Below are 26099 nucleotides of genomic sequence, written 5' to 3' on the forward strand. Positions count from 1 at the left end.
AAAAATAGTATCTTCGCAGCAAATATATAATCAAAGAGCAATGAAATGATATGAAACGAATAGAAAGAACGGAATATCTCAATAAACTGATCGCTTTCAAAGACAAGTCTCTTATCAAAGTGATAACCGGCATTCGCCGTTGCGGTAAATCCACCATTATGGAGATTTATCGTGACTGGCTTAAGAGGCAAGGTGTCAGTGCCGACCAAATCATCTATCTCAATTTCGAGGATTACGACTTCTATGAGCTTCGTAATCCACATAACTTATACGCTTATATCAAGCCATTAATTCATCAAGACAAGATGACTTATATCTTCTTTGATGAGATACAACATGTGGAAGATTTCCCAGACATGATCAACAGCCTCAACCTGAAGCCAACAGTAGATCTCTATATTACGGGGTCGAATGCCTATATGCTGTCAAGCGAAATCGCCACGTTACTATCCGGAAGATATGTAGAAATCGCAATGCTTCCCCTTTCATTCAGAGAGTATGTTGAAGGTATCGGAGGAACCGACAATCTTCCCAAAGCCTATACAGACTACATCACAAGGAGCAGTTTTCCATATACACTTGAACTGGATACTCCCGCAGAAATCAGCGACTACCTGAATGGCGTATATAACACCATTGTAGTAAAGGATATCATGAGCAGGAAGAAGTTACCCGATGTCATGATGCTGGAAAGCGTTATCCGTTTCACAGCCGACAATATCGGCAACATCCTATCCACCAAGCGCATAGCCGACATCATGACTGCCGATGGAAGGAAAATAGACCAGAAAACCGTAGAACGGTATCTGACCGCACTCTGCGAAACCTTCTTCGTATATGAAACCAAAAGATACAACATCAAGGGTAAGCAGCTGCTCAAGACATTGGGTAAATATTATCTAGTAGATATCGGTTTGAGAAGAATGCTCCTAGGCTCCCGCTCATTCGATGCCGGCCGCATCCTGGAGAACATCGTTTATCTGGAACTACTCCATCGCCAGCAGAAAGTATATATAGGAAAGATGGATAATCTGGAAGTAGATTTTGTAGCGATTGATGAAAACAATATCACGTATTATCAGGTAGCTGCTACCGTTAGAGATGAGACTACCTTAAAACGAGAATTGGCATCTCTGCAGCAGATCAATGACCAATATCCTAAGTATATCCTTACACTTGATGAAGACCCTACTGCCGATTACAACGGTATCAAGAGAATCAATGCCCTAAGATGGCTGATGGGAGAAATAGAAGTGTCTGCTCGGTGGGCATTGTGATAGTGAGGGATGGCGAGATTGCAGACAGCTACTACAGCCTCATCAAGCCCGAACCGGAGTATTACTCTTATTGGAACACCCGGGTTCACGGCCTGACCCAGGAAGACACGATGAATGCCGATGTCTTCCCGAAAGTCTGGGCAGAGATTGCGCCCAAGATAGAAGGTCTGCCCCTGGTAGCCCACAACGCCCCCTTCGATGAAGGATGCCTGAAGGCCGTATTCCAGATGTATCAGATGGAATATCCCGACTACGAATTCCATTGCACCTGCCGTGCCTCCCGAAGAAAACTGGGCACTCTCCTCCCCAACCATCAGCTCCAGACCGTAGCCGCCTATTGCGGTTACGACCTCACCCAGCACCACAATGCCCTGGCAGATGCCGAAGCCTGTGCCTGGATAGCAAGAGAGCTGTTATAAGCCAAATAGAGAAATTTGTGGTGTTTTTACCACAAATTTCTCGTATTTTTGTAGGGAATTTACCACAAATTTCGTATATTTGCACCCAAAATGCTAAAAAGCATTCAAATAAATGAATTAATAACAGAAGAAATATGGAATTATTGAAGCAATTATCCGACAATCTCATCAAACGTACAGACACCCGATACGTAAGATATATGTATCATCAGATTCCATGGAAGAATCGGATGACAGCCCTTGTGGGACCTCGTGGCGTGGGTAAGACCACACTCCTCTTGCAGTACATCAAGCAGAATCTCAAGTTGAAGGACACCCTATATGTGAGTGCCGAATCCATCTATTTCGCCAATCATACACTCTTTGAAACTGCCATGAAATTCAATCAACTTGGCGGCAAGCATTTCTTTATCGACGAAATACATAAATATAAAGGATGGGCAACGGAGCTGAAGATGATATACGATAATCTGCCCGACCTGCAAGTAGTGTTTACAGGATCATCAGTGCTTGACATCTATCAGGGAACCGCCGACTTAAGCCGTCGTGTCCTCGTCTATAAAATGCAAGGTCTGTCGTTTAGAGAATATATTGGCATGAAACTAGGAATCGACCTACCAGCCTACCCATTGGAGCAAATCGTTAATCATGAGGTAGAGTTGCCGATAGAGATAGACCACCCCCTATCCCTCTTCAACGAATATCTGCGCCAGGGGTACTATCCTTTTTATGAAGACGAGGGCTATAAGATGCGCTTAAACCAGGTAGTAAGCATAACGTTGGAAACCGACATTCCCCAATATGCCAACTACACAGTAACCATATCGAGGAAATTGAAGGAACTGATGCAGGTGATAGCAGACAGTGTGCCATTCAAGCCTAACATGAGCACCATCGCAACAACCATCAAGGCAGACCGTGGCTTGCTTCCCGACTACTTTGAACTTATGGAAAAGGCAGGTCTCATCTCCCAACTCCACGATTCAACAAAGGGAGTAAGAGGTCTGGGAAAGGTTGAAAAAGTATATCTCGACAATACAAACCTCTCTTTCGCCCTCACATCTGAAACTCCCGATATAGGAAATCAACGTGAGACCTTTTTCTTTAATCAAATGAGAGTGAACCATACCGTTTACAATTCTCCCATCTCTGATTTTCTGATAGACGGCAAGACCTTTGAGATAGGTGGCAAGAAGAAAGGGCAGAAGCAGATAACCGAGGCAGAAGAGGGATATATCGTAAAAGATGATATTGAAACCGGTTTCGGCAATATCATTCCTCTCTGGACATTCGGAATGAATTATTAGTCAACAGCAGGAGGCTACAGAGACTAAACAGCAGACAAATGCTGAACAAGAAATCACAAGAGAGTTCTGTAGAGATCAATTGAGTTCATTTTGCAGACGACATATTTAAGAAATTAATAGGGAAAGCGTAGAATCCTGCTGGCAGTGATGCCAACAGGATTCTGCGCTTTTTGAAACAAAAGCATACACATGGATTTCTAAAGAACAAGCCAAAAGTTTAAATCTATTAAACATTCCCGTTTTTTGTCATTAATGACACTTTTCGGGAATGACGATGATTATAAAAGTAGAGATTCTGCACCTTATCATGGAGCATAGAAGCATGGAGAAGACCATTCTTCCATTCTTCAGGAATATGGCATATTCCAAATTTAGCACCCAGGGTAGCTCCTGCTACTGCTGCATTGGTATCCGCATCTCCTCCTGACAAAACAATCTTCAAGATACCCTCCTTATACGAGGTTGCATGCCAATAAGCCCATAGGGCAGCCCCTAAAGTTCCGAGCGTATATCCCATACTATTTTCATCATCCAGACACAAAGAATCCAGACCTTCATAATATGCCAAGTCAATAAATGGAACGATTCGTTCATCATATTGTTTGGCTATGCCAATCACATCTTCATAATCCAATATCCTGTCTTCAAAGACAAGAGCATGTATGATAGAAGAAACGATAACGCAAGAGCCAACACAGCGAGGATCATAATGAGTTAGCTTACAGATATTCTCTGCATTATTAGCCACATTGTCCTTCAAAAGTCCTACCACCGAAGTTCTCATGACGGCTCCATTAGCTGCAGCTTTTTTCTTTCCCATCTTCCAGATAATCTCTGCAGCCTTCTGTGGATTCGAAGTATAGTCACCAAGAGCCATTACATTATATGTATGCCGGCCAATTCCCATGCCTCCGTTCATCATCCATTCCTTAAACCTTCTGGCAATATCAAGAATATCTACCTTTTGACAAGCCACAAAAGAATCTAAGATGCATAGCATCATGTCGGTATCATCAGTCCAGTCGCCTCTTTGCCAACGACGACGATGATCATCCTGCACGATTTGTGAATAATCCTCTATCCCATTAGGATAAAAACGATCCACCTCTTGCTTGGACATAAACTCCGTGCTCAGTCCCAAGGCATCTCCTACAGCTTGTCCGAAGATGGTACCGAGGAATCTTTCTTTTAAAGTTTCATTTTCCATATTTTTTCTATTCATACAACCAACAATCGTAAAATCATCCATCTCCAGCCATACACGCCATAGTATCTGCATCACCGCCAAGAGAGATGGCATTACGGATAACAGAAGTATAACTATCTGCTTCGAGATATGAGATGATAGATTCAGGAACACTCGACTGACAACTAACCCTAAATCCATAATCGGGACGTATTTCTGCAAGAGTACGGTGAAGATTGTACCCTTCAAAATGAGCCTCAACGTAATCGCATATTTGCTTTTTGTCTTTTCCTTGACGAGCCAGAAAGATACAAGCAGCTATAGCCTGCGCCCCCTTTATCCCTTCAGGATGGTTATGAGTCACCTCTGCAGAAATCTTAGCAAGCAGTAAAGCCTCATCCAATGTCTTGGCATAAAAGCCACATGGACTTACTCGCATGGCAGAACCGTTGCCATAGCTGTTATACGGTTCCGTTTTTCTACTAATAATCCACCGCAAGAACTTCTTCCCATAGCCAACAAACATATACTTCCGTCCCAATTCTTTCATACACTCCACGAGCTTCTCATGAGTATGTTCAGGATCTATCGTCAGCCATTTTGCAACAGCCAAAGTCATAACCGTATCATCCGTAAAACGAGGCTCTTTGTATATATAGAAGTCCCCATGCTTTACCGGATGAAATTCATACGCAGCCCCGAAGCAATCGCCAGCAATAGCTCCAATGATACCAGTTGTAGGTACAGTTTTACAAGTTATATGTCCCATGAATATATTCTACTAGATGGAAATATCTGATTATAAATGTTACAATAAATGCATAGAAGCCAGCCAATGCATCGTCAAGCATACAGCCCCATCCACCATGAATATTCCGGTCTATCCATCTGCAACCAAGCGGCTTAGTTATATCTATCACTCGAAACAACACAAAACCTATTGTTGCAAGGGATATTGAGACATAAGCTGGACCATCTACACAAACAGCAGCTAAAGCTGCAACCCACGTACCAAAGAACTCATCAATTACGACAGCCCTAGGGTCTTCACCCCAATATTTCTCCATCACATTATCAGTCCAGACTCCAATCAACAAAGAACTAACAACCAATAAAATTGTAGCCACCATCAACCCTATCGGAGAAAGGACATAATAAAGACCTATCCAAATGAGCAAAGCCAGGAAAGCACCTGCTGTACCAGGTGCTTTAGGTATAAAACCTGTGCCTAATCCTGTGGAAATAATTACATGCAGCCAAGGAGCTTCACCTAACTGTTTATTATTGTTATTACTCATATTATTTTCCAAACAATGCCTTCAGAACTATCTTGCCAATTTTTCTTTCCAATCCTGCCTTTGAGGTTGGAATACCTGTCTCACGAGCAAACTTTTGTTTTGCTTGCGTGATACCTAAAGCCCGATTTAAGGAGAATGACACTCCTGGTATTTTAAACTTAGACATATCTTTATAAATTTTAGAAATTGATAAAAAAGAGTTGCGCCTTCTATCTTAAAGAATAACGCAACTCCTTCTATTTTATTTTAGATTTTCTTTAGCAAACTCCAGATTTCACGAATCCAAAGCACAAGTGAAGAACCAACGATGATGATTACCCAATCCTCAAACTTCAGACCAGTAACATTGAAGAAATTCTGCAAACCAGGAATCTCTACCATAGCAATCTGACCAGCCAAAATGATAGCTGCAATAATCAACAAGCCCTTGCATCCCTTGAAATGAAGCGCACTCTTACCTGTCTCAAATGCTCTTGCACAGAAGAGATAGAAGAAGTGAGTCATCACGAAGATGGTGAAGAATAAGGTCAACTCGTAAGGAGTAAGATCATCAGATGCACCTAACTGAACGTTGAGTAAATCTGTTAACTGCGTAATATTCGAATGCTCAAAGACATAAAGTAATACAAGCAGCAACACAAAGAAGAATCCACCTACGCCCAAGATGTTCTGATACATCGCCTTATTCAGGATAAAGGCATTTCTATCTCTTGGCTTATCTTTCATCACGCTCTCTGATGGAGGCAAAGATGCCAATGCCATTGCAGCAAAAGTATCCATAATCAAGTTTACCCAAAGCATCTGAGTTACGGTAAGCGGACTTTCCTCGCCCATAAATGCGCCAAAAAGAACGATAAAGCAAGCAGCCACATTCACAGTCAACTGGAAGAGCAAGAAACGTTGGATATTCTGATAGAGTGAACGTCCCCACATCACCGCCTTACCAATACTACTAAATGAGTTATCGATAATGGTAATATCAGATGCCTCCTTTGCTACAGAAGTACCATCACCCATAGACAAACCAACATGAGCAGCCTTCAAAGCAGGGGCATCGTTGGTTCCGTCACCAGTAACAGCAACGACTTGGTTCTTTCTTTGCAAAGCCTCAACCAATCGTTTCTTATCCATAGGACGAGCACGAGAGATTATCTTCAAATCCAAGACTCTCTTATCCAACTCTTCATCAGAAAGAGCAGCAAACTCTGGACCAGTAATAATATTCTTATCACCATCCTTTGCTGTCCACAGACCAATTTGGCGACCGATTTCCTTAGCTGTACCAGGAGTATCACCAGTAACAATCTTCACATTGATACCGGCATTCATACATTCTGCAACGGCTGCAGGAACATCCAGACGAACAGGGTCGCTGATAGCCACAACACCCATAAAGGTTAAATTATCTGCCACAACCTTACCATCCTTGAATACGTCAGCCTTACTATCAATTATTTGATAAGCGAAGCCGAGGGTACGCATAGCTTGGTTCTGATATTCAACCAACTGGTTCTCAATATCAATTTTTGAAACATTGTTCTCGATGTTCTTGCACAAGCCACTTACAATTTCAGGAGCACCCTTGACATAGAGAATTGTCTTGCCTCCAAACAAGGAAGACTTAACAATTGTTGCCATATACTTACGCTCCGTAGAGAAAGGCAACTCCTCCAAAACCTCAGCAGACTCACGTAGATTCAGATAATCAACGCCAGCCTTCTTGAGCCAAAGAAGCAAAGCGCCCTCTGTAGGATTACCCAATACTTTTACAGCCTCAGCATCTGAATAATCCAAAGAAGCAGTTGAATTAACCGCGATACCTTCCTCTATCAACAGACTACCCTTATCATTACCCAACGTCTGAGCAGAAAGACCATAGAAATTGGTATCATGCACTTGCATCTGATTCAGTGTTAAAGTACCAGTCTTATCGGTACAGATAACTGTCGTAGCACCCATTGTCTCACAAGCATGCATTTTACGAACCAAGTTGTTGGTCTTCATCATTCGAGTCATACTATAAGCCAAACTCAGAGTAACAGCCATTGGCAAACCTTCTGGTACCGCAACAACCACAAGTGTTACTGCAATCATCAAGGTATCCAACGTATATGTAATCAACTTAGCTATTTGCTCACCCGGCATCAAAGTATCATGGAAATAAACTACCATACCCATCAATATCACAAAATAGCCAATGATTGCTGGAACAACAGCCTTCCAACTCCAGTCGTCAAACTTTTTAATAACCATCCAGAAAAATATAGCTGTAGGAACCGCCAATGTCAAAACAATAGGACTCCAATCAAAGAACACCATCAGCTTGAGAACAATGATAAGGGCTGCAAAGATATAACTCAACTTGGTTATCAAGTCTGCCAATCCATCCAACTGTTCATTTAATGGGGTGCGAACGCTATCATCTATCTGGGCAGCCTCAAAGACTTTACCATTTTCCGTTTTGTCACCAACTGCCAAGACTTTGAAGATACCATGACCTTCCATCACCTTTGTACCACGCATCACATGGTTAGAAGGGAATGTTGCATCCTTATCAAACTCCTGTTCATGAATCGTCTTATGACAAATAGGCTCACCAGTCAAAGAAGACTCATCAACATTCAAGGTAATCGCCTCTAAAAGTTCACCATCAGCAGGAATTTCCTCACCTGTATTTAACACGACAATATCACCAACGACGACATCTTTCTTCTTGATAGAAGTTGTGTTTCCATTTCGGATTACCTCTACCATTTCGTCGTCATTGACTTGGTTGAGAACCGAGAACTGCTTATCAGCCTTTAACTCAAAGATAAAGGCGATACCAGTGGCAAGCAAAATAGCCACAAATATACCAACAGGTTCAAAGAAAGTCTCTGCACCTTCATGCAATCCCCAAAACTCATAGCAAGAAATACCGATAGACAACACTCCGGCTATCAGCAAAATGATAATCAGAGGGTCGCCAAACTTCTCTAGGAATTGTTTCCATAAAGGTTCTTTCTCTGGTGGTGTCAAGATATTGGCACCATGTTTACTACGGCTTTCGAGCACTTGGGCATCGGTCAAGCCTGTGTAATGATGTTTTTGTTCCATTTTATTTTTTCTCTTTGAATAATTTCAATACGTATTCCAAAATACCATTTGGCACACATTCAATATCCAGCCATTCAAAATCAGGTGGTCCAGAATGATAATTTGAGACTTGAGCATATAAAATGTCATTTTCTATACAAAAGCCTTCCAACAAGAACCAAGTTTCATCTAGCCATCCATCATAATCTGGTCCCTTCCAACATAAGGGAACATTCTCAATACACATGCCATGAAAATCTATCAAGTCACCATAACCTATTTGTTCTATTATATGATTATAAAAACCAGGATTTTCTGTGTAAAGTTTGTATATTCTATCTTTAACCTTCATATAATTCTGCTCAAATTCATTTTCATATTTTATAGAGCCATCATTAACATTAATTTCAACTTGTATAATGATGTTTAATTCTGAAATTCTTATAGCATATAAAAACAATTTGGACAGAAAGAGTAGTACCTACCCACCCATCTGTCCAAACTATAAATATTAATGTCTGTATCCGTTACGATACATTTCATTTACACGCTTCTGAACAGCCTTATAATCAGAACCCAATTTGGACTTTCTTTCAGTTCCATTGCCATAAACACCATCCCAAACTTGCATAGCTTTTTCTTCTATACTTTTTCCTGATGATTCACTTTTGGTAGTTGGTACTGCAGATGTATTATCTGATTCTGCGTTTGTTCCAGTTTCAGAACTTACCTCACTTGATGTTGATTGTGATTGCTTACTTATAGGACTTGCAGATTTCTCTTCATGTGAGGTTGTATCAGCTTTTTCTTTTTCTGTAGAATCAGAAACTATCGTGTTAGTAAGCTCATCTACCTTTGATTCATTTGTTCCACAACTTCTGTAAGCAACAAAAGCAACAACAATCAAAACTATAACTGCAATAATAGCAAGTATCTTGTTCTTGCTACCATTTCCATTATTGCCACCATCTGTTTCTTGCGTTTGCACATCTAAAGTTTTATTTTGAGGAGTATCCAATACAGGAGCTTGCTCCTTTTCTATATCGAAATGTCGCTCAACATGTTTTTCCATATTAAAGGAACGTGTCGATTTTCTTTGATTTTTATTATCAGCCATAACTACAACTTTTTAATTCATTAACTAGCATAGATGTCTATGAGAGTTTCCAAGCCACCAACATGACCAACACCAACAGCTTCAAACTCCCAATCACCATCCTCATTTACAACAAGTTTGGCAACAGACAATGCTGTTTCTTCTGTGAAAGCCTCATTTAGCTCGTATCTGCAAAGCTCTTCATCGTTCACTGCATTAACTACACTGATAAAAGCATCTTTAACATCGCCAAAAGTCATTCCTTCATCATGTATTGACACAACAAAGACAATTTCACAAACATTTGGATCAACTTTGTCCAAATCCACATCAATCTGTTCCCCCGAACCGCCATTGCGATCATCAAGAGAACCTAGAACTGCTCCATCACTTGACATTGGACGTGTTTCAGCCATCCACTTACGCTTGTTACCAAACACCGCACGGTCAAATGGTTGCTCTCGATTCTCTGAGTTATAGAACACGAAACCTGCATCATCAAGTATCACGCCCTCATCGCCACAAAGAAAAGTTGAAGCATCAAGGTCGGCATCGGAATTCCAATCCAATACCACCTTGATTTTACTCAAACCTTCCGATTTGGCTATTTTAAAACGTTCTCCTTTTGACAAATTAAATCTTCCCATAGTCGTAATCGTTTGAAAATTTATTATGCATAAATATCAATGAGAGTCTGCATGCCACCATCATGACCTTCACCTACGGCTTCAAATTCCCATTCACCCTCATCATTACAAACTAGCTTAGCTGCTTCAACTGCAGTCTCTGTGGAGAAATTTTCCTTAAGATTATACTTACAAAGCTCCTCACCAGTCTCCTCATTAGAAATGGTAATAGAAGGCTCACGAACTGCCCCAAAGGTCACTCCATTTTTGTCCCCATGATAGATTGTAACGCAGAAGATGATTTCTTGAACTTTTGGACTCACCTTAGAAAGATCCACGTGCATAGTCTCACCAGCCTCATCACCTTCCTCATCATCGCCAAGGTCATCTAGAGAGCCAAGGACAGAACCATCTGCAGAAACAGGAACTGTAACAGAACGCCAATGAACTTTATTACCATGAACAGCCTTATTGAAAGGCTCAAGCTCACCAGTCTCAGAATTAGCACGATGATTAGAATTGTAGAACACAAAGTCTGCATCATCCATTATCATGCCATCTGTACCTACAAGAAAAGCGGATGCATCCAAGTCTGCACCTGATTTCCAATTAAGGTCAATCTGTACCTTCTCCAATCCCTCACTCTTGTCAAGCGCAAAGCGCTCACCTTTTTCAATTTGAAATCTTGCCATAATCTTACATTTAAATTGTTTATTATATTGTTTTATACTGTTCAATAAGTTGCTCTATTTCTGCAGTTTCCAAGTTATACAATCGATAAAGAGCCGAACAATTTTCCAACTCTCTGATTGCATTCTGTTTGCTTGTCATATTACGACTACGACGAACAGAATCGATACCATTTACGTACGATGCTATATTGCGCTTTGCCCTTATCAATTTAGAACAAGCCTGAGCCATCTCAGAATTACCCTCCTCTGCGAAAATTCGCTTTGCTTCCGCAAATAATCCCTTTTGAAGTAGCATCTCTGCTTCAGACTTTTTCTTTTTGGCTGGGTTCTCTTCTTTTTTCACAGCGCCAGCATTTTCTAAGCCATATTGCTTTCTTATGTCTGCTAAAGCAGCGTCAAACTCTTTGATGTCATCACGATGCAAACGTGTTTCTAGCTTATGCAATGCTATTCTAGCATCATCCTTTCTACCAGTTCGAGCCAAAGCTTTTATATCTGCTGTCTCTCGATGAAACTCTCGCTGTATCTTCTTCAAGTCAACGACAGGTGCTTTCTTTGGAATATCAGAAACAGGCTTAAGGACTGACGATAACTTGTCTCTATTTTCTGGAGCCTCCTTCACTTTCCTCTTCATGCTCCCCATTGTTTCTGACAACTTACTCAAATCGTCATTCCATTCTGTAAAGCCTTTTTGAGTTACCCATTCTTTCAATTCTTCATAAACTGCATAAGCACCATTTGCATCATTTCCTCGAAGTTTAGCATTTATATCTGCCTTCATAACTCGAACCTTTCTTTTGTCCGCAGGAGTTGGAACAGCAACATTTTCCACTGGTAATACGGAAGCTACCGAAGTTTCTTTTGAAACAACAGGTACTGTCTGCACCTTAGGAGTTCGAGAAAACAAATTACTCACGTCATAATCTGCCATTTTTACCAAACCTAACAATCGGTCTAGCATCAAGTTTTTCACTTTCTCCGTTACCTTTCTAACTGGATAAGCCAACGCCATCTGCCCAAAGATATTCTCAAAATAGTCAGTTGCAGCTTTTCCCACCAAAACAACTTGACATTGCTTTACATTCAAGCCATTGTTATTCAAAGCCTCATTCAGATGATGCGAAACCAATCTAGATGCCTCACCTATAGCAGACATATCCAAGTCGTCTCGGGACAAACAATAAGCTTGCATAGAGCCATCGCTCATACACAATTCTTCATTAGCCGTCCTCACATTACTATTGAGAAATCGCAATGCTGCTTCTCTCAATATATTTTCCTCTTGTTCACGAGGCTGATAGTTATAATTAAAGAGTCCTGCCCAAATCAAATCCATTGTCTGTTTCAATCTTGGGTCACTTCCCAGTCCTTCTATTCTTATGGAATCCATAAGCGTTTCTCTAGTTACAGCATCATAAAGTTGCAACAGCAAATCATTCTTATCTACCGAAACCATAATAGCAACCTTTGCCCTTTGTTTTTCTGGCAAAGATTCCATAACAACAGGCAGCAAAAGCTGACAGTAACTTATGGAACACATATTCTGAAAGCCACCTTTTTCAAATGGGCTACTTATAAAAAGTTTCTTATCCGTATCTATTTCTGGGGCAAACAGGAACACCAATGGCAACTTAGATACATTACTATCAATATTCCCGACCTCTCCATAAAAACGGTTTTGTAAGATTTTATTAACATAATACTTGATTGCATAGAATGGTAATTTATTGAGTTGCTCATCACGTCCTGCAAATCGAAATGTACGCATTTCCTTACAAGTATCGAAAATGTTAGCAAAAGCATTTGGAGCCAGTTTTTGGGTTGCCGAGTCCAACGCACTCTTGCCTATCACAAACTCATTGCCTACACATTCTATGGCAAAAGGCATCTCACCTCCACCATCCTGCATGAAATCGACAAAGCGATTGTCGCCATCCGTGCGGTAATAGCGGAAGGAGATTGTATTACGCGATATAGTTACCAATATGCAATAATTCACTTTCTTCTGATTTTATCTGTTTTCAACTCTTAAATATGTTCATCAAGAACTCATCGTAGAACTTCATACCTTCGAGGATGATGATAGGAGCCACATAGTCAAATTTATCTTGGCGTCGGGCTTTCTGCATCTCTGGAAGATTTTGGATATAAGTATTGATATTCGCCATAGAATTAATACCATTCATCATTTTTTTCAAGTCCACCATATCTCTTCCAAATAGACCATTTACATACTTATAGAATATTCCTGCAAAAGTATAGAAACACATTTTCGTTGTATCCAAGTTATTAGGAGATTTGAAACAAACTCCAATGCTTTCCATGAACTCTGGAGAAATACTATCTTCAAATGTAAGTTCTTCTTCATTGCCTGTACTTGTATTATAGAGAGTAAAGCCATTTTCTCCAATAATCTCAATAACTTTATCAGAGATTTGCAATGGACTTGCAATGGTCTTAGCCAATCCCTTAGATACTTCAAACTTCACCTCATTAGCTTGTTTGGTCTGGATATCTATAGTTGGCCATCCACCAAGATTACCCTTGACTACATCAATGCCCCCCATACCCATACAGAACATCTCCATATAGTATTTTCTCGCAACATCTTTATTGATGGTGTATAACCATTCAAAAATGCGAGATCCTTTGCCTGCAAAGATAATCTTTACCTTTGGTCGCCAATCAGCCTTAAACATAGACAACTCGCCAGACTGACGTGCTTCCTTTACCAATTTTATAGCCAATTGTCCTGCATAATAAGTGATAAGACCTGTAACATACATATCCACACAGAACAAAGGACTACATTCTGTAGAAAGGATTTGATAAAACTCCGCAAGTTGTTTCGTATCCAACAAATCGACCACTTGTTCGAAATAATAAGGGGCAGTAGCTGCAGAATAGAGTTTTTGTCCATCATTAAACCCAAGTAATTTCAAGTTGTTGCGATGGCAGATATTAGTCAAAGCATTCTCAAACTGAACATCCATAAACTTGGTTGCAGCTGATATTCGCTGGGCTGCAAAACGAATTGAATTCTGTTTCAACATTTTGCTTGCCACATTGTCCTTACAGATTACAGAAATATCCGTCGTACTTCCACCAACATCAAAACAGAACGTCAATTCATTTGTACTATTAATATTGTATGAAAGGAAATTAGCCACAGCACAAGCTTCCGTCATGGCTTTACTTGTATCTATATCCTTAAAATCAAACCTAAAAGGTTCTCGATTAGGCACAAGTGGCTTTTGTTCTTTTTTCTTTTGTTGAGGAGAGGATGTTCCAAAAGGATTATCACTATCATCAAATGCACTTGTAGTATTGGAGAAAGGAGCCTCATTTTGTGGAGAAGCAAAAGCATCCGTAGAACCAAAGGCATCGCCTCCAAATGGGTCGCCTCCCCCAAAAGGATTATCATTGTCAAAACCATCATTGGAAATGCCCCCAGAAACATCTACCGTTATTCCAAACCCATCTGAGCCTATACCACCTGTATCCATACCTGGAATTTTAGAAACTGATAACGGAACAGGATTCCCCGCAACATCTATCACAGGAGATATATGTTGCAAAGACTGCCAAATTTGGTTATATTGCAACATCAAATTATATCCCATTGCCGAAGGATACGACCATCTAAGAACATTTGGTACAAATCCTTTAACAAACAACTCTGCATAGATATGCAATAACAAAGAAGCTAAAAAAGCCTGCTTATGCGCCTTATCCTCCTCTCTATCACTCCACTTCATATTATGGATGAGTTGCACAATATTCTGTCCACCTCGGAAGCCAAGCGTCATCGTGTCATCCGCAACATTGTCAACAGGCAAGTGACGGCAGAAGCATGGGAATCCTCCTTGTACAGCTTCACTGCGCAAGGTATTGATACCATCCAACTCATTTTTTGGCAAACGTTGGTCATCGTGGATGGCAAGAATGCTCTTAATGGCATTCGAATACAAATCTTCATTTTGGAAGAAGAGCACATTTCGCTCAGCAGGAGCTTGATTGGCATTAGCTCCCAAATCAGTAAAGAGCGATACTCGCTGACCAGTAAACTGTATGCCTTCTGCATATTGCATCTGCCCATCATGATAAGCCACAGAAGTATTAGTACTTCCAAAGTCCACACCAACAGTAACATCACTCAATGTACGATTAACATCAAGCATATCCTTTGGTAAGGAATCGTTCGCATTTAAGTTACTGCTATAATGTATCAAAATAAAGCCACTATCACAACCAGTGATATGAGTAAAGCGCACTCCTCTGAAAGGATGCTTGCTCTCAAATATCTCATATTTATATTTGCGAGTTGCAGTACGATTATCGCTGGTCACCAACAGTTTGGCATCACCCAAAGCAACACCTTTATCTGCAAGATACTGTATATTACCATCATAATCGGTAATAATCTCATTATCTTGCTTTTCATTACCGACAAAAGGAATTGCGCTATACTGGCAATCCTCTTGACGAGCATTGTGTGGCATCTCTGAATATAAGAAATAACGATTCCACTTATCGGAAATGAAATTAGGCCACAACACGACATCTTTGTTTCTCTTAAATATACCATTAATCTTGTACTCTATAGGAATGGTCTTCTCCTTACGGTCACCATTTTCATCGGTTACAGATATAGTCAACCGCACTGAAAGATTAGATTTATCCTCATCAAACTCGGCATCCATGTGTGAATTGATACTAACGCCAGCTTGAGTATACCCCAGCAAAGAGCTTACATTACGACCAAACACTACCAATCCCTTTTGACTCAAAGGGATAGCAAAGAAGGCATAATCCGTACTGCCTGTCCTATGTGCTCTCAACAAAAATATAGGCAATGTCGCTATATCCTTTTCACCTTTTTCATACTCACGTGGTAGCCAAAATCTAAGCAACTTAGAATCCTTAGGCAACAAAAGTTCCTCTGGTTTAAAAGCTTTTGACACTCCATCAGCATCAGGTTCCGTGGTTATATCTCCATTATATCCATAAAGTTCCTCTGTATAATTAAGGAAACTAAATGGTAATCCAAAGCCTTGTACAGGAAGAGCACTTGCATTATTCTCATCGAGCTTTCGGTCACGTATAAGTTTCAAGATTTCATTACGCCATGTACCCAATTCACCCTTGATTCCTTCATATGTGAGTCCAGTCTGCTTGTAGTAGTCTTCCAACTGCTTGATACGAGGCAACAACTTATCTACGTAAGCAAACAAATTGAGCAACTGTTCATCAGAAATCGTGCTATGCAGTGGGTCTGTAAAACGGTGAGTCGCAGGGTCTACAAACGCAACATTCTTATCTATACCATAAGACACAGAAGTAAAGAACAACGAGCGAGGCGAAGTGGCACCAACCACTTGCTTATTATATTTAATAAGGTATAGAAAAGGCTGCACTTGGGCATTTTTAGCCTTACCCTGCTCTGTCCAAAGGCTGCGGTCATTCATCAGCATATTACCAAAAGCACCTTTTGGCTCATACATATTTTCCGTAGTCTTCATATCCTTACCGTCACTATAGGCAAGTGTGATACGACGTATCTCTATTGCGGTATTATTCAAAGCAATACAAGCTATAAGACCTCGCCACTCATCTACAAGATTGACATAATATTGGTTTAGTCCAACAGAAGCATCCTTACGGATTGTCTGTATTTCATTAAGTGCATGATTGAAAAGGTCGGCACGAGCAAATACAGTTGGTACACCCGAAACAATGGCACTAACATCAACTCCATCCTGAATAGATGGAGTCTCTATATCTCGTGTAAAAGCTTGTATGCTTGAAGTCAAATCCTGCCACTGTCCAGCAGCTCCTTGTTGTTGGCTACGAGGTTTGACATTGATTACTAATGCTTTAATATCTGGCATAAGACTTATATTTTAAACTTTTATAATTTAGCACTAAAAGGAATTGTAAAGTTGATGGCGTTGAACATATGCGCCAAGAAACGTTCTTTCATTGTGCTGACATTTTGCTTTTCATCTACAGGACGGCACTTAGGGAGATTTTTGATGAAATCATCATAATCTGTACGCTTGTCTGTCTTAAACAAGCCTGATTTTCTTTCCTCTTGAATCTCCTTACATGGATCCATTGCAGCAAGAGACATCACATTTTCCTCAAAAACCTTCGATGGGAACAAGAAACGACTCACACCTGCCAAACGTACAGAGTTATATACTTGATAAATCCATCCACGCTTTATAGTTCCATTCTCTGTACTATAGGCAAATTCCTTCATGTAGTCATCAATCTCCTTAGACTGTTCTTTTTTCATGTCGTTGTAGTCAGGGATTTCCTGTTCCGCTAGACGAGTAATAAAGCCACGTGTACCTCTCGTCTTATCTTCCACATTATTCTGCAATAAAGCACCACCATGCTTAGATAGAACGATATGTGCTAAGGTCAAGAATGAGCCCAACTTTTGCATAAACTCAGAAGCCTTGGATTGACTTACGAAATCCGTACCACGGAAAGTTAAGTTCTTTGCATCATCCAATTCTACCGAACGATACAAGTATTGAACCGAAGTATTTTGTAAATTCTGATCAGCAATCGTAAAGAAATCATAAGCTGCACAAGCACTCATCATTTCCACAACATGGCAAGCATTTTTTTGTTCTGCGCCACCTGTGATTGTTTTACCGCCATTGCTATCTGAGACATTAAGGTCTTTTGCTGGCCAGCCTATATGATAGAAACGCTTATATCGTTCCTTCACCGTCTTGTCATTCTGATAGAACTGCAAAGCCGCTTGTGAGTTGATGGCAAAATAATCGGATGAAGCTATCAACTTTTCTTGCTTACGTTGCGCATCAGAAGGAGATTGGAAACTGAAGTATTCCGTAAGCAAAGTGGCTCCAAACTTCACCTTATTGAAGTCTATCGTATTTTGCGAGATGATATTTCCGGCCTCTTTCAAAGCCTCAGGCACAACAGGTATCGAAGATGCACCTGTTCCACCAAAAACAGAACCAAACACAAACACACGAGCACCTGTACCGCTCTTCTGCAAGCCTGTCAGAAAATCAGCCAACTGTAGCTCTGGTTCTGTTGCCTTAGCTTTGTTTGCCACATAATGACAAGCCGCCTCTACTATGCCATGATACATCAGCATTGAACCTAAATGAGTTTGCGCACGGTAGCCATGATCCAGATTAAAACTTTGTACAGTATCATGCTCCAAGAACAAGTCTGCCAAATCATGATCATCTTCTTCCGTTTCCTGTCCTACACCCTGTGTAGCGCTCAATTTAGAATAAGTACTACGGTTTGCCATAGAATAATCCGTATAGAAACGATAAAGGTTCAGTTTGGAAGAGAAGAAAGTATTGGAATTCGGACTTCCACCAGGTGATTCTGGATTATCAGTCTTCACCTTATTATATAACTCAATCAATCGTTCTACACGGCCCTTATTACCATTGCTTTGGTCGGTATCAAGTGTAAGTATGTTGATTTCTTCATTGTCAAACATTCCTACAGCGCAGAGATGCACGAAAGCCTCCAAACACCTCATCCCCGTGCCACCAATGGCTATAATAAATAAACTATCTTTCATAATCGAAACTCCATATTAGAACCAAGAACCTAACTTGCCTTGCTTGTTCGCCTTAGAAACAACAAAGCCAAGAGCAACATATACCACCCATGAAACACAAAGTCCAATAGACATATGTAGCATAAATGTACTTTTCTTTGAACCAGTTTTCAAACCTATATATACAAACAAAAATGCAAGTAATGCAGAAACAACAGGTGCAACAATACTGGAGAACCAGAATATCACCTTACGTTTTCTTACATCACTCAGATTAGGCTGATAAGAAACATTGTTGGACAAAATGATAGCCAACACCAAAGCCAATACCGATGCCACCAAGGCACAAATATAAACAGGAACGATAATTTCTGACATACTTTTTCTTTTTATATGGTTATACGATTGTTATTGATTCATTCTGATAAAATAGCTATATACACAGCTACCTTGAGGATTGCAATGCTGTAATACATTTCTAATCGCAGAGCTGAGACAATTATTGCCAGGCCAAGAGAAGAGGTTATCTATTTGAACACCAAGATTTGGCTCTGCCTTAGCCACAATAATGTCTATGCGATAAAGACCTGAAGGTTCCTCATTACCAGCTATAACACCACCAAACTGAGGATTCAAATCTACAGCTAACTCTACATCATGTCCTTTCGTCTTGGCAAAAGATTGAGCGAACAAACTTTGATCAAAGGCTACCACTCCTTGAATATCCGCAATATTTCTACCTCCCAACTTTACATAATCAAACTCAGGTAAAAGTTTACCTTGCTCATCATATAAGTTAGAGCTTTCAGTTGGCACTTCAATCTCTTTTTCTCCTTCAACTATTGTAGTCTTAGGTTTATATAGCATAGCTGTATGCCAATTCATATAAAGGTCAAAATCTTTTCCTATGTCCGCCATTCTTGCCGCTAAGCCTTTTATTTGATAAGAATCGACATTAGAAAAATCTGCATATAGATTTTGGAACAAATGCCGGAATCGGTATTGCAAAGGAATTTCTTCTTCCTGCTGGCCACGAGCATTTTCCACGATAGCTTGCCACCCCTCATCAAAAGTATACAACTCGGCACGTGATCCCTGCAAGAAATTAAAGCCATCATCCTTTCCATTCTCCACAGACCCAGTAACTACATCATCACCATTTGCATCATGATAAGTTCCACCTATACAAGGACCTGCATAAGCACCACTTGTTCCACCTTTCTTTGGCAATACTGTGTAGTTATGCATAGAAAGCGTAAAACGTTTATAGTTCTGAGCCTTGCCTTGCAAACCATCTTCAATTTCTTTCAAGAAGCGATGATTCTCGTCATCAAAAACAGTATAGTAAAGATGTTTATCTAGAGCACCTTCTTTGTAATCTGTCACAAAGAACGTTATATCCTTACCTCTCTTTAACCATTCCTCAAAGTAAGGAGTAGCATAAGCTTGTTGATAAATCTGATGTCCTGGTGTATATTCCTCGTAATCCGTTACCAACAAGGCACTTCTATTCTCATCGACAATTTTCTTGAGAGTTTTTTCTATAGGAGCATACAATTGTCCTTGAGCTGCAGGGTTATGTAGTTGAGCAAAGATATTCGCAGCTGAATGCAAATCGTTTCCATTCAACTTTTCAATCTTTTCATTAGCCAATGAATAAAGGTCATAATTATTCAATGAACCTGTAACCTTCTGTGTGATACCATTAAAGGTTTGAGCAGTAGCTGGGTCATCGTATGCTATATAAACACCAGAAAAATCAAAATAGGCAGCCCATTTCCCCTCATTTGGCATTCGCTGTGAGTCTTTCTCGTAGTAAGCTTGGATGTTTTGTGGATTAGGACTCAAATCCACCTTATGTCCACCACAACTTGACGTGCAACCAACAAGACTCATTGAGGCTAAAAACATCAATAAAGAAGAACCAATCCTAGGCAGTTTTAAAGATCTATTCAACATTTTGCTTTTTTATGTGCGCAGATACGTCCCCATCAACACTGTGCGATTAGACATCAAAGTTTCATACGAACATAAAAAAGCGTGGGAACTGCCTGTCGTCTGTCCCACTGATAGAGGCCTTCGCATTGCCCGATACTGCTGAACAGACAACGTTAGAGCCCACGCCGATATGATATACGCCACCACATGGAGTATCTTACCTATTATTATAGGTATACAATACTCCATTGGCTGTGATATAATCACACCCGTAGACACCTACCGTTGCTAAGTCCATGACAGTATCTGAAAGTTGCGAAGTTTCTATCAGTCGTGAACAAAGCGCCAAGTATGCGCCTTATATATGTCGTGTCTCTTTCCCACCCTACTCTCCTCTATCATAAAGCTAAAGCAAATATGAAAAGGCTCGGCGTGGTTCGAGACTTTTGCTGCGATTTTCATGTTTTTACACATTTCTATCGCTAACTGCCTACAAAATTATAGAAAAAAAACGAAACAACAAAACTTTTAGCAAAAAAGTTTCGAAAAAAGTTGTGTGAGGGGACACAATCGTAAAAAGGAGAGCTATTTGTGGAACATGATTCTTCCTACAAAAGGGATGAGGCTAGGATGATATTTAGAAAGAAGTACGCAAGCGATAAAGAACCAACAATTACACGCACGTATAAATCTTTATTCTCGAAAAAAGTATCAAAGTCTCATTTTTCGGTGTAGAATAAGACTTATATCTTTAATACACAACACTTTATCACGAATGAGACTTCTCTAAAAATAAAGGGAGAAGTATCATCGAAGTATCATAAATTAGCGAGAAGTATCATGATTTCTTGCTTGCATCGAAAAAAAATGCTTTATGAAGTGATAATAATAGCATTTGCAAGGCAATAAACAGGAGGTTTTTGCGTTTAGTAAAACAGAATGTTTTATTCTTAATACTTAAGAAACATGGATGAAAAGGAATTACTGAAAAAGGCTTTTGAGTACGGAAACGTACCTAGCAACATCACCTACTGTTTCACCGAACCATGTCCGATGAAAAACAAATGTATCCACTATCTATCCGGTCTCTACAAAAACGAGAAGACTGATAGAGGGGATGCCATTTTCCCAAATGCCCTGAAAAACGGGAATTGCAAGTACTTCGCTCCGCTGCGTGTCGTGAAAATGGCATGGGGATTCGACAAACTCTTTGCCGAAATGAAAGTGAAAGACGCTCCTGCACTGCGCGCCGAAATGAGAGACTACCTCGGCAGCAAAGGACAATACTACCGTTACAAACTGGGACAACTGAAACTCCTGCCGGAACAACAGGCATATATCAAACAGCTCTTCGACAGATACGGATATAAAGATGTTGAATTCGACCATTTCTCAGAAGAGATTGATTTCACTAAAAGCTAATCTCTTTCTCTGCCCTCCAGATGTTCCAGCCATGCCATTTAAACGGTCCCACAGAGAACACGTGACGGGCTACCGGTGAACACGTGACGGGCTACTGGAGAACAAGTGATGGGCAACCATTGCCCGTATAACGGGAAACAAGTGCCCAATTTACCAACCGAACTTTGGGCAACGCAAACAAGAGTTTATAGTTTATAGTTAACAGTTAATAGTTAACAAACAAACATCCTAATCAATATATTCAATGAAGGTAACAATCGTTCATACAAACAACAAGAAGCAGCTCCTCGTCAGCACCAAGACGATGGAGAAGTTGCTGCAACGTATCGCAAAAGATGACAGCAGACTTACTGTTACCCATTTCCGCGAATACGTGACCTATATGGAAAGCGGCTACGAATATTACAAGGATATGCCAACATGGATGCACATCTACCCCGCTGCTGAATTCGCCAAAGACGAAAACAACAACCTGAAGATGAAGGCGTGCAACGGTATCCTGATGCTGAAATTCGGAAACATCACGGATGTGGACGGCGTGGAGGGCGTGAAGCGCTCGGTTGCCATGCTGCCTTCTACCTTTGCTGCGATGGAAGGTGCTGATGGTAAGTCGGTTATCGTATTGGTGAAATTCTGCAATGAAGATGATTTGCTGCCTGCTGAGGAGGCGGATGCCGAACGACTGTACCGCATCGCTTACCAGCAAATTCTGCCTGTATATCAGGCGATTGCCAAGGCTTCGGTGCTCACAGACGGACCGAAACCTTCTATAGAAGCGGGCTCAAACCTGTCTTTTGAGCCTTCGATGCACAACAGTTTTATGATGACGCTCGATGCGAAACCTTATTTCAACAATAAGGCGGTAGCGATGAAAATTGACAGCAACATGCACCCTCAGAACCAGGCTTTCAACACAGAAGATAATCAGCAGATGAATCCTGGTTCCGATACTTCGGAAGAAGAAAAGAAAGTTGACAAGAACAGCGTTCGCGAGAATATCATGAGCATGATGCAGCTGCTGAAAAGTAAATATAACTTCAGATACAACACGGTGATGAAATTCGTGGAATACATGCCGAAGGAGAAGGGGTGGTATGGTTTCCAGCCTGTGGATCCGAGAGTGCAGAAGCGCATGACGCTGGAGGTGCAGCTCGCTGATATCCGGGTGAGCATCAAGGATGTAAGGAATTTTCTGGAGTCTGATTATATCAAGAATTATAATCCGATAGATGAATATCTCTTCCAATGCTACGACAAATGGGACGGGAAGGACCATATACGTGCCTTGGCTCGTACGGTTCCTACCAACAATCCTTACTGGGCAGACTGGTTCTACACCTGGTTTCTGGGCATGGTTGACCAGTGGCGCGGCTTTACCCATCGCCAGTATGGCAACTCGGTGGCTCCGCTTCTCATTTCCAAGCAGGGTTACAACAAGAGTACTTTCTGTCGCCGGCTGTTGCCACCGGAGCTGCAATGGGGATATAGCGATAATCTGATTCTGTCAGAAAAACGTCAGGTTTATCAGGCGATGGCGCAGTTTATGGTCATCAATCTCGATGAGTTCAACCAGATTTCGCCACAGGTGCAGCAGGGATTTCTGAAGAATCTCATCCAGTTGCCTACACTGAAATACAAGCCTCCGTATGGCAGTCATGTCATGGAATTTCCTCGTCTTGCCTCGTTCATCGCCACGAGCAACATAACGGATATTCTCACCGATCCATCCGGCAACCGAAGATTCATCGGTGTGGAACTGACGGGGCCGATCGATGTGAGCTTGCGTCCGAACTATCAGCAGCTTTTCGCCCAGGCGCTGACTGCTTTGCACAATGGCGAGAAGAGTTATTTTGATGCGGAACAGGTGAAGTTGATCATGAAGAACAACTGTCAGTTTGAGGTGGCTGAGCCGATAGACCAGTATTTCCAGCTCTATTTTGATTTGGTTGAGAATGAGAAAGAGGGTGAATATCTGACTGCTGCCGAGATTTTCGACTATCTGAAAAAGCAGATAGGTTCATCGCTCAAGGTGAACAGTTTGATGGGATTCGGCAGAAAACTGGCGAATATGAGTGAGTTAAAACATAAGAGATTTGCAGATGGAATGAAGTATCTTGTAAAGAAAAAGTGAAATAATGATACTTCTATGAGACTTTAATGAGACTTCTCGGCACCAAAACCGAGAAGTCTCATTCTTTTTATCTCATTATCTATCAAGTCTTTAAGTCGATATTTTCAATAGAAAATGAGACTTTGAGACTTTTTCTCAAAAAAAAACTTTTTCACGTAAGAGAGAAAGCTTTTGCCCTTACAGGGCGACAGGCTTGCATCCATCATTACCCAGGGCGCTGCCCTGGGCTATGAGCTTCTGCCCTTTCAGGGCGTGTGGGGTTTACATCTGAAAATGCTTATCCTTTAGATAGCATAAAGGAAGGTACGGATGAACCAGTAGCAAACGATACCTGCGATGTAACCTACGAAAGCAATCCAGGAGATGTGTTTCATATACCAGCCGAAGGTAATCTTCTCCAAGCCCATTACTACCACACCAGCAGCACTACCGATAATCAGCATAGAACCTCCGACACCGGCACAGTAGGCCAGCAACTGCCAGAAGACACCATCTACAGCCATATCGCCAGCGGCTGCCACAGGATACATTCCCATACATCCGGCTACCAGAGGCACATTATCAACAATACTTGAAAGCACACCGATGATACCAGTAACCAGGTAGTGGTTGCCATCGAATACGACGTTCAAGCCCTGACCCAAAGCAGTCAACACGCCAATCTCAGCCAGGCAGGATACTGCCATCAGGATACCGAGGAAGAAGAGGATGGTACTCATATCAACACGAGAAAGCAACTTGGTTACTCGCTTCTGAGTGCCCTCGGCATCAGCTCCACGATGCAAACCGCGATAGAAAACTTCGGTAGCAGTCCAGAGAACGCCCAATACCAGAAGGATTCCTACGAATGGAGGCAAGTGGGTGATACTCTTGAAGATAGGAACAAAGATCAAACCGCCTACTCCCAACCAGAACACAGCCTTGCGCTGACCTTCGGTGAAATCGCTGACCGATGCATTCTGCTGGGCAGAAACCTCAGGCATCAAGAGTTCGCCCTTCAACATGGTCTGAAGGATGAGGGCTGGAATCACCATGGAAACCACAGACGGGATGAAGATTTCGGCGATAACGCCGGCTGCAGTAATCAATCCCTTGTTCCAGAGCATGATGGTGGTAACGTCGCCGATTGGTGAGAAGGCACCACCCGAATTGGCTGCGATGATGACGAGGGATGCATAAACCATGCGATCCTTATGGTCGGTGACGAGCTTTCGGAGAATCATGATCATCACGATACTGGTGGTCAGATTGTCGAGGATAGCCGAGAGGATGAAGGTAAGGACAGCGATACGCCAGAGGAGCGCACGCTTCGACTTGGTCTTCATCACCTTGCGAACCCAGTTGAATCCACCGTTCTGGTCAACTATTTCCACGATGGTCATCGCACCCATCAGGAAGAAGAGTGTTGTGGCGGTATCGCCCAGATGTTCCTGGATGATTCCGGTCACCTTCTCCACCATTCCAGCAGCACCACCTGTATAATCAGGGTGCATCAACTGGAGATACTGCATTGGATCCACCATATAGAGGGTCCAACAACCTACCAACATCAACAGGGCAATTGCAGCCTTGTTTACCTTAGTCAAGCTTTCGGTAGCTATGAGTGCATAGCCGAGCACGAAAACGACAATAATAGAAATTGTAAGTGTAGTCATTACTTTTTATTTATTATTAGATATTCTTTTTTCCTTTATGTATGATTTGGTACTCAAAATTACCAAACGGCTGCAAAGATACAAAAAGAAAAGCAATAACCACACGATTCCTTATTATAATTGTATGAAATCGTTTACTTACTTACGGTTTTAACCCGATAATAACCGATTTCGACCAGTATGGTTGAGGCATTACATAAAACATGTAACGTAAAACATGAAATAGATATAAAACATTATGGAAATGCAAAATCCGAAACAGATAGCTGTCAAAGCTTCTGTTTCGGATTATCTTTTCGTATTCTTTCTTATTCATCCTTAAAACATCGGCTCATACTTCTAGATGGTCAAGGTAACCGCTCTGGTAAAGCAAAGGCAAAGCATCCGTCATTTTCTCTGTAGATAGGCCGAAG

At 41.2% G+C, this 26099-nt stretch carries 20 protein-coding genes; 5 read left to right on the plus strand and 15 right to left on the minus strand.

The window, feature by feature from the left end; all coding sequences use genetic code 11:
• The first annotated feature begins 50 nt into the window (after positions 1-50).
• The 3 genes from NQ544_RS09890 to NQ544_RS09900 all read left to right on the plus strand — a co-directional run bounded on the left by NQ544_RS09890 (position 51) and on the right by NQ544_RS09900 (position 3003).
• Positions 51-1277, plus strand: a complete 1227-nt coding sequence (locus NQ544_RS09890; protein ID WP_006848400.1) for an ATP-binding protein — start codon at positions 51-53, stop codon at positions 1275-1277.
• A complete protein-coding gene (locus tag NQ544_RS09895; RefSeq protein ID WP_040553448.1) occupies positions 1232-1696 on the plus strand; it encodes a 3'-5' exonuclease in 465 nt (154 codons plus the stop codon). Before NQ544_RS09890 ends, NQ544_RS09895 begins: the two co-directional genes overlap by 46 nt.
• 134 nt (positions 1697-1830) lie before the next feature.
• Positions 1831-3003: an ATP-binding protein gene (locus tag NQ544_RS09900; protein WP_006848402.1), complete on the plus strand. Its 1173-nt coding sequence runs from the start codon at positions 1831-1833 to the stop codon at positions 3001-3003.
• Between the two features lie 226 nt (positions 3004-3229).
• Here NQ544_RS09900 and NQ544_RS09905 read toward each other — a convergent pair whose 3' ends face one another.
• The 14 genes from NQ544_RS09905 to NQ544_RS09970 all read right to left on the minus strand — a co-directional run bounded on the left by NQ544_RS09905 (position 3230) and on the right by NQ544_RS09970 (position 20499).
• Positions 3230-4210, minus strand: a complete 981-nt coding sequence (locus NQ544_RS09905; protein ID WP_153134118.1) for an ADP-ribosylglycohydrolase family protein — start codon at positions 4208-4210, stop codon at positions 3230-3232.
• A gap of 34 nt (positions 4211-4244) precedes the next feature.
• On the minus strand, positions 4245-4958 hold the full coding sequence (locus NQ544_RS09910; RefSeq protein WP_006848405.1) for an ADP-ribosylglycohydrolase family protein: 714 nt from the start codon (positions 4956-4958) through the stop codon (positions 4245-4247).
• Entirely contained in the window at positions 4939-5487 is a 549-nt protein-coding gene (locus NQ544_RS09915; RefSeq protein WP_006848406.1) for a phosphatidylglycerophosphatase A family protein, read from the minus strand. Before NQ544_RS09915 ends, NQ544_RS09910 begins: the two co-directional genes overlap by 20 nt.
• A 1-nt stretch (position 5488) precedes the next feature.
• Positions 5489-5653, minus strand: coding sequence for a hypothetical protein (locus NQ544_RS09920; RefSeq protein ID WP_006848407.1), 165 nt, complete (start codon positions 5651-5653; stop codon positions 5489-5491).
• An 80-nt stretch (positions 5654-5733) separates the two neighbouring features.
• Positions 5734-8583, minus strand: a complete 2850-nt coding sequence (locus tag NQ544_RS09925) for a cation-translocating P-type ATPase (RefSeq protein ID WP_006848408.1) — start codon at positions 8581-8583, stop codon at positions 5734-5736.
• Position 8584: 1 nt separating this feature from the next.
• Positions 8585-8914, minus strand: a complete 330-nt coding sequence (locus NQ544_RS09930) for a hypothetical protein (protein WP_153134117.1) — start codon at positions 8912-8914, stop codon at positions 8585-8587.
• 159 nt (positions 8915-9073) lie between these two features.
• Positions 9074-9679 (minus strand): N-acetylmuramoyl-L-alanine amidase, encoded by a 606-nt coding sequence (locus NQ544_RS09935; RefSeq protein WP_006848410.1) that lies wholly within the window; start codon positions 9677-9679, stop codon positions 9074-9076.
• 20 nt (positions 9680-9699) lie between these two features.
• A complete protein-coding gene (locus NQ544_RS09940; RefSeq protein WP_006848411.1) occupies positions 9700-10305 on the minus strand; it encodes a TerD family protein in 606 nt (201 codons plus the stop codon).
• A gap of 23 nt (positions 10306-10328) precedes the next feature.
• Entirely contained in the window at positions 10329-10976 is a 648-nt protein-coding gene (locus NQ544_RS09945) for a TerD family protein (RefSeq protein WP_040553451.1), read from the minus strand.
• A gap of 22 nt (positions 10977-10998) precedes the next feature.
• The gene (locus NQ544_RS09950) at positions 10999-12975 is read right to left on the minus strand and encodes a hypothetical protein (RefSeq protein ID WP_153134116.1); all 1977 of its coding nucleotides are present in this window, start codon (positions 12973-12975) and stop codon (positions 10999-11001) included.
• A gap of 22 nt (positions 12976-12997) precedes the next feature.
• A complete protein-coding gene (locus tag NQ544_RS09955) occupies positions 12998-16867 on the minus strand; it encodes a hypothetical protein (protein ID WP_006848414.1) in 3870 nt (1289 codons plus the stop codon).
• Positions 16868-16887: 20 nt separating this feature from the next.
• Complete coding sequence (locus NQ544_RS09960; RefSeq protein ID WP_006848415.1) at positions 16888-18561, minus strand: hypothetical protein; 1674 nt, start codon at positions 18559-18561, stop codon at positions 16888-16890.
• Between the two features lie 15 nt (positions 18562-18576).
• Positions 18577-18918: a hypothetical protein gene (locus NQ544_RS09965; protein ID WP_006848416.1), complete on the minus strand. Its 342-nt coding sequence runs from the start codon at positions 18916-18918 to the stop codon at positions 18577-18579.
• 30 nt (positions 18919-18948) lie between these two features.
• Positions 18949-20499 carry a hypothetical protein gene (locus NQ544_RS09970; RefSeq protein ID WP_153134115.1) on the minus strand — a complete coding sequence of 517 codons (1551 nt, stop codon included), beginning with the start codon at positions 20497-20499 and terminating at the stop codon, positions 18949-18951.
• A gap of 945 nt (positions 20500-21444) precedes the next feature.
• Between NQ544_RS09970 and NQ544_RS09975 the strand changes: the two genes are divergently transcribed.
• Positions 21445-21900, plus strand: coding sequence for a DUF6078 family protein (locus NQ544_RS09975; RefSeq protein WP_006848419.1), 456 nt, complete (start codon positions 21445-21447; stop codon positions 21898-21900).
• A gap of 244 nt (positions 21901-22144) precedes the next feature.
• Positions 22145-24031, plus strand: a complete 1887-nt coding sequence (locus NQ544_RS09980) for a VapE domain-containing protein (RefSeq protein ID WP_006848420.1) — start codon at positions 22145-22147, stop codon at positions 24029-24031.
• A 284-nt stretch (positions 24032-24315) separates the two neighbouring features.
• Here the strand turns inward: NQ544_RS09980 and nhaD are convergent, their stop codons facing one another.
• On the minus strand, positions 24316-25686 hold the full coding sequence (gene nhaD, locus NQ544_RS09985; protein ID WP_006848421.1) for a sodium:proton antiporter NhaD: 1371 nt from the start codon (positions 25684-25686) through the stop codon (positions 24316-24318).
• Positions 25687-26099 lie beyond the last annotated feature (413 nt).

The organism is Segatella copri DSM 18205, from assembly GCF_025151535.1.
In the GTDB taxonomy this organism is placed as follows: domain Bacteria; phylum Bacteroidota; class Bacteroidia; order Bacteroidales; family Bacteroidaceae; genus Prevotella; species Prevotella copri.

Excerpts from the sequence above, each read along its gene's own strand:
- nhaD (WP_006848421.1), bottom strand. The coding sequence starts at position 25,686 with ATGACTACACTTACAATTTCTATTATTGTCGTTTTCGTGCTCGGCTAT.
- NQ544_RS09920 (WP_006848407.1), bottom strand. The coding sequence starts at position 5,653 with ATGTCTAAGTTTAAAATACCAGGAGTGTCATTCTCCTTAAATCGGGCT.
- NQ544_RS09965 (WP_006848416.1), bottom strand. The coding sequence starts at position 18,918 with ATGTCAGAAATTATCGTTCCTGTTTATATTTGTGCCTTGGTGGCATCG.
- NQ544_RS09975 (WP_006848419.1), top strand. The coding sequence starts at position 21,445 with ATGGATGAAAAGGAATTACTGAAAAAGGCTTTTGAGTACGGAAACGTA.
- NQ544_RS09960 (WP_006848415.1), bottom strand. The coding sequence starts at position 18,561 with ATGAAAGATAGTTTATTTATTATAGCCATTGGTGGCACGGGGATGAGG.
- NQ544_RS09955 (WP_006848414.1), bottom strand. The coding sequence starts at position 16,867 with ATGCCAGATATTAAAGCATTAGTAATCAATGTCAAACCTCGTAGCCAA.
- NQ544_RS09925 (WP_006848408.1), bottom strand. The coding sequence starts at position 8,583 with ATGGAACAAAAACATCATTACACAGGCTTGACCGATGCCCAAGTGCTC.
- NQ544_RS09910 (WP_006848405.1), bottom strand. The coding sequence starts at position 4,958 with ATGGGACATATAACTTGTAAAACTGTACCTACAACTGGTATCATTGGA.
- NQ544_RS09980 (WP_006848420.1), top strand. The coding sequence starts at position 22,145 with ATGAAGGTAACAATCGTTCATACAAACAACAAGAAGCAGCTCCTCGTC.
- NQ544_RS09930 (WP_153134117.1), bottom strand. The coding sequence starts at position 8,914 with ATGAAGGTTAAAGATAGAATATACAAACTTTACACAGAAAATCCTGGT.
- NQ544_RS09900 (WP_006848402.1), top strand. The coding sequence starts at position 1,831 with ATGGAATTATTGAAGCAATTATCCGACAATCTCATCAAACGTACAGAC.
- NQ544_RS09890 (WP_006848400.1), top strand. The coding sequence starts at position 51 with ATGAAACGAATAGAAAGAACGGAATATCTCAATAAACTGATCGCTTTC.
- NQ544_RS09970 (WP_153134115.1), bottom strand. The coding sequence starts at position 20,499 with ATGTTGAATAGATCTTTAAAACTGCCTAGGATTGGTTCTTCTTTATTG.
- NQ544_RS09915 (WP_006848406.1), bottom strand. The coding sequence starts at position 5,487 with ATGAGTAATAACAATAATAAACAGTTAGGTGAAGCTCCTTGGCTGCAT.
- NQ544_RS09895 (WP_040553448.1), top strand. The coding sequence starts at position 1,232 with ATGGCTGATGGGAGAAATAGAAGTGTCTGCTCGGTGGGCATTGTGATA.
- NQ544_RS09945 (WP_040553451.1), bottom strand. The coding sequence starts at position 10,976 with ATGGCAAGATTTCAAATTGAAAAAGGTGAGCGCTTTGCGCTTGACAAG.
- NQ544_RS09935 (WP_006848410.1), bottom strand. The coding sequence starts at position 9,679 with ATGGCTGATAATAAAAATCAAAGAAAATCGACACGTTCCTTTAATATG.
- NQ544_RS09905 (WP_153134118.1), bottom strand. The coding sequence starts at position 4,210 with ATGGAAAATGAAACTTTAAAAGAAAGATTCCTCGGTACCATCTTCGGA.
- NQ544_RS09940 (WP_006848411.1), bottom strand. The coding sequence starts at position 10,305 with ATGGGAAGATTTAATTTGTCAAAAGGAGAACGTTTTAAAATAGCCAAA.